At 39.3% G+C, this 11,634-nt stretch carries 3 protein-coding genes; all 3 read right to left on the bottom strand.

The features are described 5' to 3' along the window. Positions 1-4,664, bottom strand: a 4,664-nt coding sequence (locus NMM17_RS09105; protein ID WP_254754304.1) for a DUF1542 domain-containing protein, incomplete at its 3' end; no start/stop codon positions are given. Between the two features lie 314 nt (positions 4,665-4,978). Further along, positions 4,979-10,978 carry a ZmpA/ZmpB/ZmpC family metallo-endopeptidase gene (locus NMM17_RS09100; protein WP_254754303.1) on the bottom strand — a complete coding sequence of 2,000 codons (6,000 nt, stop codon included), beginning with the start codon at positions 10,976-10,978 and terminating at the stop codon, positions 4,979-4,981. Between the two features lie 2 nt (positions 10,979-10,980). Continuing rightward, positions 10,981-11,544 (bottom strand): TIGR01440 family protein, encoded by a 564-nt coding sequence (locus tag NMM17_RS09095; protein ID WP_000659515.1) that lies wholly within the window; start codon positions 11,542-11,544, stop codon positions 10,981-10,983. Positions 11,545-11,634: the final 90 nt, after the last annotated feature.

Raw genomic sequence — 11,634 nt, 5'->3', positions numbered from 1 at the left:
GCTGGTTTGGCTACCGGCGTTGGAGTCACCGAATCTACTGATGTTGCTCCGTCATTTTTAGCTTGTTCTACCGCTGTGTTTGTTGTCGCGTTGTTGATGGCTTGTTTCGCTGCGTCGGCTTTGGCTTTTGCATCTTCCTTAGCTACAGTTTTTTCTTCGTCTGTTAAGTCATTGTTTGCGTCGATCGCGTCGTTCTTAGCTTTCAATGCGTCATCGATCGCTTGTTTTGCAGCTGGTTTAGCTGTTGGTGTTGGAGTGACTGAAGATACACTTGTCGCTCCGTCATTTTTAGCTTGCGTTACTGCATCATTTGTTGTCGCCTTGTCGATTGCAGTCTTCGCTGCATCGGCTTTGGCTTTCGCGTCTTCCTTAGCTTTGGCTTTTTCTTCAGCAGTCAAGTCGTTGTTTGCGTCAATCGCATCATTCTTAGCTTTCAATGCGTCATCGATGGCTTGTTTTGCAGCCGGTTTAGCTGTTGGTGTTGGAGTGACATTGTTTACTTCTGTTGTTCCATCAGCCTTAGCTTGTTCTACCGCCGCATTTGTTGTTGCGTTGTCGATTGCTTGTTTCGCTGCGTCTGCTTTGGCTTGCGCTTCTTGCTTAGCTGCGGCTTTTTCTTCGTCAGTTAAGTTGTTATTTGCTTCGATTTCTTTAATCTTATCAACTAACGCGTCATCGATCGCTTTTTTAGCCGCTGGCTTCGCTTGCGCTGTTGGATTCACATTGTTTACTTCTGTTGTTCCATCATTTTTAGCTTGTTCTACCGATGCATTTGTTGTTGCGTTGTCAATTGCTTGTTTCGCTGCGTCTGCTTTGGCTTTTGCGTCTTCCTTAGCTTTGGCTTTCTCTTCAGCAGTCAAATCGTTGTTCGCATCAATCGCGTCGTTCTTAACTTTCAATGCGTCATCAATTGCTTGTTTTGCCGCTGGCTTCGCTTGCGCTGTTGATGTTACTGAAGTTACACTTGTCACTCCAGCGTTTTTAGTTTGAGTTACTGCGTCGTTTGTGGTTGCATTGTCAATTGCAGTCTTCGCTGCGTCTGCTTTTGCTTTCGCATCTTCCTTAGCTTTGGCTTTTTCTTCAGCTGTTAAGTCGTTGTTCGCGTCAATCGTGTCATTCTTAGCTTTCAATGCGTCATCGATGGCTTGTTTTGCAGCCGGTTTGGCTACCGGCGTTGGAGTGACTGAGTCTACACTTGTTGCTCCGTCGTTTTTAGCTTGAGTTACTGCATCATTTGTCGTAGCGTTATCGATCGCTGTTTTCGCTGCGTCTGCTTTGGCTTTCGCATCAGCTTTCGCCGCAGTTTTCTCTTCGTCTGTTAAGTCATTGTTAGCATCAATCGCGTCGTTCTTAGCTTTCAATGCGTCATCGATAGCTTGTTTTGCCGCTGGCTTCGCTTGCGCTGTTGGTGTTACTGAAGATACACTTGCTGCCCCATCGTTTTTAGCTTGAGTTACTGCATCGTTTGTTGTTGCGTTGTCGATCGCTTGCTTAGCTGCATCGGCTTTTGCCTTAGCGTCTTCCTTAGCTTTGGCTTTCTCTTCAGCAGTCAAATCGTTGTTGGCATCAATCGCGTCATTCTTAGCTTTCAATGCGTCATCGATGGCTTGCTTCGCTGCGGGTTTGGCTACCGGCGTTGGAGTCACCGAATCTACTGATGTTGCTCCGTCGTTTTTAGCTTGAGTTACTGCATCATTTGTTGTTGCGTTGTCGATTGCTGTTTTCGCTGCATCAGCTTTAGCTTTTGCGTCTTCCTTCGCTTTAGCTTTTTCTTCAGCTGTTAAATCGTTGTTCGCATCTATAGCTGCTTCTTTTGCTTTTAATGCTTCATCAACTGCATTTTTCGCATCAGTTTTCTTTTGGCTTGCTTGCGGATTAACGCTTTCCACATCAGCAACGCCTGTAGTTTTCGCATTATCTACTGTTGAGTTTGTTGTTGCAGTATCAATATTATTTTTAGCCGCTGTTGCCCTTGCTTGTGCATCTGCTTTTGCTGCTGTTTTTTCTTCGTCTGTTAAGTCCGCACGAGCGTCAAGTTGTGCTTCTTTCGCTTTAAGTGCATCATCTATTGCTTTCTTAGCCGCTGGTTTTGCTACCGCTGTTGGCGTTACTGAACTTACGCTTGTTGTTCCTGCCGTTTGGGCTGAGTCCACTGCTGCGTTTGTTGTCGCATTATCAATTGCTGTTTTCGCTGCAGTTGCTTTTGCCTGTGCATCTGCTTTTGCTGCATTCTTCTCCTCTGTCGTTAAGTCGTTATTCGCATCGATGGCTGCTTCTTTCTCTCTTAAAGCTGAGTCAATAGCTGCTTTTGCCGTATCTTTCTTCGTTGCTACAGGATTATCATTGCTAATCGCTGTTGTCCCAGATGTTTTGGCATTATCTAATGCTGCTTTTGTCGTTACCGAGTTATCATTAATTGCTGTTAAAGCTTTCGCCTTATCGACATTAACTTTTTCTATTGCAGCTGCTTTTTCTTCTGCAGTTACGTTTGTATTAGCATTAATCTCTGCAATTTTATCTTCAGCAGCCTTGTTAACCGCGTCAATTGCAGGTTGTTTATTTAAACTTGTGAATTCTGATAAAGGTTTTGTATCAGTTGAACCATCTTTATAGGTCACAACAAGATTTCCATTAGCATCTTTTGTAATCGTAGAAATTCTTGTCGCCTGATTGTCTACAGCTTGTCCTCTCTTGCTAGTAAAATTAGCATCATCGTTAGTTTGAGAGTATTCAATTTTTACTTTTTCTTTAATTTTTTCAAATTCTTCTGCAGTTACATTCGCTGGATCTACTACACTAACTGTTCCTTCTGGAGTCTTAATATCATATTTAGTAGTTTGATTTTTTACAACAAACTCAACATAACCTTCAATTTTTTGACGTTCTGCAGGATTAGTAGTTGCATTAATTCTTCCGTTAAAAGGTGCACTTTCTCCATTGTTGTCATCTTTTGCAACGATAACACTTGTCCATTTTTTCCCAGCAGTTAAATTCGTTGTTCCAGTCATTTTAATGGTTGCTGTCTTCTTATCTTCAGAAACAGAACCTGCTCCGCTTGTTACTGCGCTATCAACAATATTTCCTACTGCTAAACCAAAACTAGTTGCATTATTATAGTTAATGTCACCAGGGCCACGAAGTTTTAGGTCCTTAATCTTAGACTCATCCGTTGCAGTAAATGTTAGGTCTGTCTCTTCTCCAGAATAGATATAAATATTTCTGTTCGCTTCGTTTGAATACGGTAGATTAACAACCGGTGGAACATTTTTTTGTACAATTTCACTTACTGGTTTCGTCTTCGTAGAACCATCTGTAAATGTAACAACAATATTATTCCCAACGATATTAACCGATTGAATAACATCCTCTGGGTGTTCTACTAAAGTTCCACGTCTATCAGCAAATCGTGCATCTTCGTTTGTTGTTGAATATTCTAATTGAATACTATCTTTGATTTTCTTTAAATCTTCTGCTGTAGGATTTGTCAAACTAGTTACAGAAATCTTTTCATCTGTAGGTTGAGATCTTAAGGCGTATTTTTTTGCTTGAGATTTTAATACTAAGTAGAAATATCCTGGATCCGTTATATCCATACCTTTTTTAAGATTTTCTCTACCTTGGTCATCAACTACTTGAACATAACGAGTACCAACATTTAATGTTTGGTTTTCTTGTTTTGTGTAATCTCTGTTCTTTTTTAATATATCATTTGGACGACCTGTAATGACGATTTTCGCAGGATTTGCTTGACTCGCCTCCGATGTTACCCCTGCCGTTTCAGCACGATTTATTACAGTAGCTGTAAATCCAAATTCAACATCCAAGTCATTATCTGTACCTGCAACATTAGGGAATCTTTGTCTAGATCCTTTCTTAATCGTTGCATAGCGAATTTTTCCAGTTTCAGAATAAACTGGAATTTCTAATGAAAAATGCTCTTCGTTATAGATATAGATTTTCTTCTCATCTGGTATGGAGAATGTAAAGTCTACCTTTGGATCTTGATTGACAGCTGCACGGAATGTTGTATCCTTTTCAATTTCACTTCCATTACGCGGATCATTGGCACCAGTATTTTCAATCGCATTTGATTCTGATGGTTTCTCAGTATTCTCAGCTTTGATACCAACTGTTTCTTTACCCTCAGTAGTATCTGTTGAAACAATTTCTTTTTTCTCAACCGGCTTATTTCGTAATTTTGAGTTAACAGTAGTAACCAGTTTTTGATAGGCACTCGTCAATTCTTCTTGACTGCTTGCGCTCGCTAAAGTTGCTTTGGCATTAGCTAACTCAGCAGCTAGACTCGCTACACTTTCCTCAGTCTTATTAGCGTAAGCTCCACTTGAAATCTTACCTTCAATTTCACCAATATAATTTGCAAGTTGACTTTTATCTAGTTCTGGTTTAGTAATTTTCGGCTCACTAATTTTGGACTCACTCTGTTTTTCAGTCTTATCCCCACCTTCTTTAGCCAACTCTACTTTACTAGAAGACTCTTCAGTTACTTTCAATTGATCCGCTGCAACTGCTCCATTTCCTAAAAACATTAAAAAGGCAGCAACCGCTACACTCGCTGCACCAAAACTATATTTACGAATGGAGAAACGCATGATTTTTTCTTTTCTCTGATTCTCAAGGGACTTATCAGAAAGCTTGTTCTTCATTTATAATATTTCCTTTTCTCTTATCTATGTACACATTATATCATATTGAATTTTATGCGTATTTACAAATTACTTTATATTTCATTTTATAATTTTTAAACTATTTTTGCAAGTTGTTTGAACTCGAACAGAATCCATAAAACAAAGCCCAGACTGACATTTCATTTACTTTTTGAAAATCTATTTTCTAGTATTTTGGTTATAAATATATTCAATAATTATGCTTGTAAATGAACATTTAAGAACTTCAAAAACATCAAAAAGGTAGATCCAGTCAAAACTGATCTACCTTTTTATTATACTAGTCTTATCTACTATTTAGTGAATAAATCTCCAGTAAATCCGTTAGATTTTTGTAAAAGTTGTTTATAAACTTTCTCTTTCAGACCAACTGTATTTCCAAATCCATTCCCTTTAAGATCTTTTTCAACTGCTTCATCAAACAACTCTTGAAGTCTCGCATAAGTTGAAATTTTCTCACCATTAATTTCAATTTCAACAAAACCTTTTTGAGCTTTCTCATGAACTTCATGGTACCAAGCAGATTTCCATTCTTCTAAGTTTTGGAATCTTCCATTTGAAACTTTCTTAATGATAAAATCATCTCCAACATAACCGTTGTTTTCTTTCTTAGCAGCATCTTTGTATTTATTAGAAGCATATCCTAAGAAACCATCGAGGTAACCAAAGTAACCCCACATACGGAATGTATTATGTTTAAATGAAATAGAACCTACAGCACTTCTACTTGTATTACCACCATAGATACCTGCCATCATATTAACTGTTTGATAAGCAGAATCGAAACCTTCCGAACGGTAACGTCCATTACCTGGCATTCCATGCTTCGTAACAAAGTTATTGTTTACCAATTGATCAATCGTTGTTAACTTCATGTTTTTCTCTTCATCATTTAAATCACGAAGTTTATCCCATTGATGTGGCTCACCTTTTAGACTGTTACGATCAGCATTCGAACGCCATTCTCGGTCCATTTTCTTGAACCACTTATCATTTGTACCTTCATTTTTCTTAATAACGGCATTAGCTTCTAAGTAATCAAGCATCATCATTGATTCATTATAATTCTTCATGTAATGATCAATCTTCTGACGACTATCTAGCATATTAGGATTATAGTTATACCATTGCTTACCATCATTTTGACGCTCATATGCCATATTCAATCCTAAGGCACCATATTCACCATTTGGATTTGATACAGATGGTGATTGTAACATACCTTGAGCAAAGGCTTCAACGTCTGTTCCTTCACGGTGACGCCATCCACCCAAGTAGGCCATACGATCATTAATATGTGTAGTTTCGTGAGTAAATGCAGACGTTCCGAAGTCACTGATTAAGCTAGATAAAATATAATAGACAGCTTCTTGTGGTTGTGGATTTTGGAAAATATAGGCATAAGCTCCCATACCGTTGTTACCATGCCACTTACCTGTTGGACCATAGAATTCACGAATCGGAGCAAAGTCCCCGTTCTTAGTATGTCCCATACGGTCAACCCAACCAAGGTCTGGTGCAAAGTGATTATCCCAAATAGCTGATGATACCATATTTTCACTCTTAAGGAGTTGATTACGAACGTTATCCGCAGCAAGTCTTGACCAGAAGTCCAAATAATTGATTTGTTCTTGCGCGCGTAAATTGATTTCTTTCTTGAACTCTTCACGTTGGGCTTCGGTTGTCTTACCATATTTCTCAAACGAACTAAACGCAATCGTATTATAGGTCGTAATTAAGAACATATGCGCTTTCTTCAGGTTAAGAAGTGGTAAGATATAACGTCCATGATGACCGTTGTTAATTACTTCATACAGTTTATATTTCTTATTAGCGAAATCTGGATTTGATGATTGTTTCTCAACAACATAAGCATTATCCGCAATGTTATTCTTGAACCAAGTGTTCATATCAGTATCATTTGTGAATAATTCCATGTTGTATTTTAGGAATTCATGCAAGTTAGCTTTACCAGTAGCACTTGCAATCACATCACGATATGCATCCTGTGTTCTATCACCTTTCAAGAAGTGTTCACGTGAACCGATTTGAATTAAGCGGTCGATGACATTCGTTGATTTACCATAGAAATCCGGTTTAAACATCATGATGTCTTTAATGCTCATATCACCATACGCAAAACCATAATAGCGATTGAGATAAGCCAGACCCATCATAATTTTTGCTTTGTTATCTTCTACTCTCTTCACAAGAGCCTTCATTGCAGCTTCGTCGCCGTTTAACTGATGGTCTTCATTTTCAACGATTGCTTTCACAAGTTTATCAAGGTTACCTTTTACTTCGTCAAAGCTTTCTTCTAAGAATAAGTTACGAATATAATTGTTCTTATGATTGTCACTATTTTCAGCAGGTTTATCACGTTTGTCCATCAATGCACGCACTTCAGGTGAAATCAATTCGACACTTGCTAATTTTTCTTTCACATCAGCAATTAGTTTGTTACGATTCTTATCCACCATATTTGGTGTGTAAACGACATCACCTAAATCTGTAATAGCATATTCTTTTACTTGAGCCACTTTTGATGTAACCTTAGGTGATACGGATTTTTCTTCTTTTGTACCGTCAGCGTAATGAATCATAATATGATCAACATCTGATAAATCGGTCACAAATTGTCCATCTTTCATACCTGTAACAGATAATACTTCTGTATTCAGTAATTTAGAATCTGAAGGAATCTTGTTACCTTGATTTACAATCCATTCTTTATTGTAGAATGGTTGAAGTTTTTCGATGTTACGGTAAGCAAGCTCACGAGATGCATCATAGTCTTGAGTAGATTTATAAGTGTCAGCTTTTGATTCCTTATGATTTAACTTATCTACAAAATGTTCAGTTATTGTATATTCATGTGCAGTAATTCCCATTTTAGCAATTCTTGCATCAGCTTCTTCTTGGGAAACACCTTTCCAACGACTAGAACGAGAATAGGATTGTTTACCTTCACTTACACCATTAACGAATACATTATTATTTCGAACCCAGTTTGCACCAAAGTAATCATCATCCTCTGCATCACGAGAACCGTAAAGAATCTCACCACCATTCTTCACCTTCATCATAGTAACGTTATTTTCAGCAAGTCCCCATGACCAGTTAGAATGAAGCAAACCACCTGTTTCAAGAGGTTCTTTCACATCAATCGTACCTTTTGCAACAGAGTTCTTCAAACGTCCCCATGCACTAACATCTCTCGGATTATCACCATGATTCAATTTAGCAACAAGTCCACCGACCTTAGCTTTATTCCCTTTGATATAGGCATCAATGTAAGAGTTATCTGTGTTACTTCTCCAGCTTTCGCTGACAAGCCCACCTGACCACCATCCTGCGTTCCCTACACTTGTAATATTGCCGATAAAGGCTACATTACGCATATTGGATTCATCCAGTTTATTGACCATACCCGTAACGTCATTGTTACCTACAACATTACCTGTTACTTTAATGTTTTCAATCGTTGACTTCTTAAACATCTCACCAAGCGGTGCTGTCTTGTTCGCCCAAGGCATATTGATATCAACATTACCCAGATTGATGTCGTGAATATGAGCATTCTCAGCTTGTGCAAATAACGGACGAGCTAAATTGTGAATAGTGTAACGTTTATCACCCTCACTAGATAGCTTACCAGTGAATTTAGCTGTCACGTAAGATTTACTTGGTGTTGGTACATTCACAGCGTTTAAATCCGCACCAAGTTTAAACTCACCATTTGGAGTTTTTTGCATATCTTCAATTAATTCTTTGAAATTGTAGTATACATTACCTTCTTTGGCTTTTTGTTTTTCAAAATAATGAACATACTCTTCGCTAAGTGTGTTATCAGCATTCCGTTGAATCAAATCAGGTGCTTTGGCAGTGACTTTGTATAAAGTTTTTCCGTCTTTTTCTACTTCTTCAATCTTGTCAACAGCAAGTCGTGTAACTTTGTTGTCGTGAGTTGTCACTCGTAGGTAAAGTGGAGCAACATCAGCTGGTTTTTCTGTCAGCAAACTAGTATCTGTTTCGTTACCGTCAGCGTCCACACTCATCAAGCTTGTTTCTTTGATATTTTTGATTTCAACTTTTTTGAGGTCAAGTCTTAGCGGTTCTTCCTTCAGAACTTCTTCCTCATCACCCTCACCACGGTCATAAACCATCTTAGTTTCAAGTTTATAATCCTTGTAGTACTGCAAATCTGTCAAGGTAGTTGTCAGGTCGTCTGGTGAAACATTCAAGGTTTTCACAATCTCATCACCTTTTTTCAGAGTTAAGGTGATAGATTTAATGGCTGCCTTGCTTGGATTTTCTAGACTGTATTTAACATCTGAAGTCCGTTTCAAATCCTTAGGTTCAACTGCAGTGATGGTCAATACTGGTTTTTCAAAGCTCTTGGTACCACGTTTCAAAATTTTGTCTTGAGGTGCCTCAAGGATTTCCTCTGTAACTTTTGGAGCGTCTTCTGTTTTAACTCCTTTGATGGTGTTAAAGGTCTTGGTGATTTTTTTCTGACCTTCTTTTCCTTCTTGAGCTACAACTTCTAAGCCTTTTTTCAGTTGATCATCTTCTTCAACTTTTTCCTTAAATGGAATCTTTTCAATACTTTCTTCTACCAGAGTTCCTTCAATTGGTTTTGTCCCACGACTTACCTGTTGGTTTACAGGTTCCTTGGTAACTTCTGTGCTAGTTGAAAGAACTTGGTCAGTTTTAACACCTTCTACTGTTTTATAAGTTGTTTTAGTAACTTGACTACCTTTTTCACCATTTCTTACGACAGTTTCTTCGTCTGTGTACTTGGTTGGGTCCTCAGTCATCTCAGTTTTGTAGTCTAAGTCTGTAGTCGATGTTTCAACAAGGGTTCCCTCAGTTACTTTGTACTCAGGTAACTGTTCTTGTACAAGAGCTTGGCCAGTTTTACCTTCCTCTTGGGTACCTTTTGATTCAACTGGAGCCTCTGGCAATTCTGGCTGGGTTAAAGATTGGCCTTCTTTGCCTTCCTCTTGGGTACCTTTTGATTCGATTGGAGCTTCTGGCAATTCTGGCTGGGTTAAAGATTGGCCTTCTTTGCCTTCCTCTTGGGTACCTTTTGATTCAACTGGAGCCTCTGGAAGTTCTGGTTGTGTTAGAGCTTGGCCCTCTTTACCTGGTTCTTGAGTCCCTTTTGATTCAACTGGAGCCTCTGGTAAGGTTGGTTGCGTTAAGGCTTGACCTTCTTTGCCTGCCTCTTGCGTTCCTTTAGCTACCTGATGCGTTGGTTCAGCTTGTGGGGTTGGAGTTGGGGCAGGTTGCTCTTCTTTCTTAGTTCCAACTGCAATGACTTGCGAAACAGGATTTTGAACCACTTGGTCTTCGATGACTTCTCTAACTTCTTGACCATTAACCATCGATACTTTGGTTACAAGGCGGCGCTGACCATTTACTCCGGATGTGACGATACGAGTCTGTCCTTCTGCTAGATTCGCATCTGGGCTTGTGACTGTTTCAAACGGAATCTCTACCAAGCTCTCTTCCTGTCTAGTTTGAGGCTTCTCAGAAACTGTTTTTTCTTCAATAGCAGGAGCTGTCACAGGTTTTTCAACGACAGTTTCTGGCGCAACAGTCGGTGTTTCTTGAACTACTTCTGTCTTCTCGATTTCATTTGCACTTTGCTTTTCTACTGGCAACTGAGACTGTTCCACTGAAGCTGGTCTTGATGGATGGAGTTCTGCTTCCTTGAAGTATCCAATGTATTCATAGCCATCAATATGGATAATCCCTTCAGCCAAACCTTCATGTGTAGAGGCTGAAATAGTTTGGTTATAAGAAAGTAATTCTTTATTTTCAAATGCGAATGTCCCATAAGGTACAAAAGTGCTAGCTCCTAAAGAACCAATCAAGAGAACACCTAGGACCTCTTTGCGACCTTTTTTAGACACCAAAAAGACTGCTAGCGAAGCTGTTGCCAAACCAAGGCCTGCCAAGGCTAATTCTTTACTTCCTGTGTAAGGAAGTTGTTGACTGTTAGTTGCCTTCTTGCGATAAACTACATAAAGAATATCATCATCTTGAAATTCTGTTGGAACCTCATGGTGAATCAGGGCTTTTTCAGACTCGGTCAATTCCTGCTCCGCCAAATAACGGTAATGAACACTATGAGCACCGCCAACTTCATTGGCTTGAACCTTATCTACTGAAAGGGTAGCAGCACCAAAAAGGAAGGCCCCAATGGCTACAGGACCTACCCCAACAGTTAGCTTACGAATCGAATATTTGGTAATCTTTTCTAGTTGTTGTTTTGTTTTTCTCATTTTCACGACTTTCTAATAGAATCTTGTGGATAATGCGCACGCGCACCTCCGATTAATTTTGGACGACTTGCAAGAGCCGTTACATGGGCATGCCCAATCTCTCTCAAAAGAGGGCGAATCGGAACCTGAACATGCTTGACATGCATGCCAATTGCAGTGTCTCCGATATCCAATCCAGCATGAGCCTTGATAAATTCAACCTCAACTGGATCCTGCATCAACTTGAAGGCTGCCAATTGACCCGAACCTCCTGCATGGAGAGTAGGAAGGACACTAACTATTTCCAGACCAAACTGTTCAGCCACCTGACGTTCAACGACGAGGGCCCGATTGACATGTTCACAACCTTGAACGGCTAGATGAATTCCTTGTTCCTCTAGGATATCTAGGATGTTCTTCACAATGATTTCCCCAATTTCTTGGCTGGATTCCTTGCCAATCTGACCACCTATCACCTCACTAGAAGAAAGACCCAAAACAAAGATAGATCCTTGCTTCAAATTGGCCTTTTCTAATACATCTTTTACAATCTGGCTTGTTTCTCTTTGAATGTCTTTTTCCTTCATACTTGATACCTCTTTTGTCATTATCTATCATATCGTTTTTTCTACTTTTTAGCAAGATAGACAACCTAGAAAGCTTGCCCAATTACGCAT

It is taken from the genome of Streptococcus sp. CF7_Ac1-12 (assembly GCF_024295905.1).
In the GTDB taxonomy this organism is placed as follows: domain Bacteria; phylum Bacillota; class Bacilli; order Lactobacillales; family Streptococcaceae; genus Streptococcus; species Streptococcus mitis_AP.
This window is presented reverse-complemented; position numbering and strand designations above follow the sequence as displayed.

What these genes read in the sequence shown, in the direction of transcription:
- NMM17_RS09095 (WP_000659515.1), bottom strand. Translation starts at nt 11,544, where the DNA reads ATGAAGGAAAAAGACATTCAAAGAGAAACAAGCCAGATTGTAAAAGAT.
- NMM17_RS09100 (WP_254754303.1), bottom strand. Translation starts at nt 10,978, where the DNA reads ATGAGAAAAACAAAACAACAACTAGAAAAGATTACCAAATATTCGATT.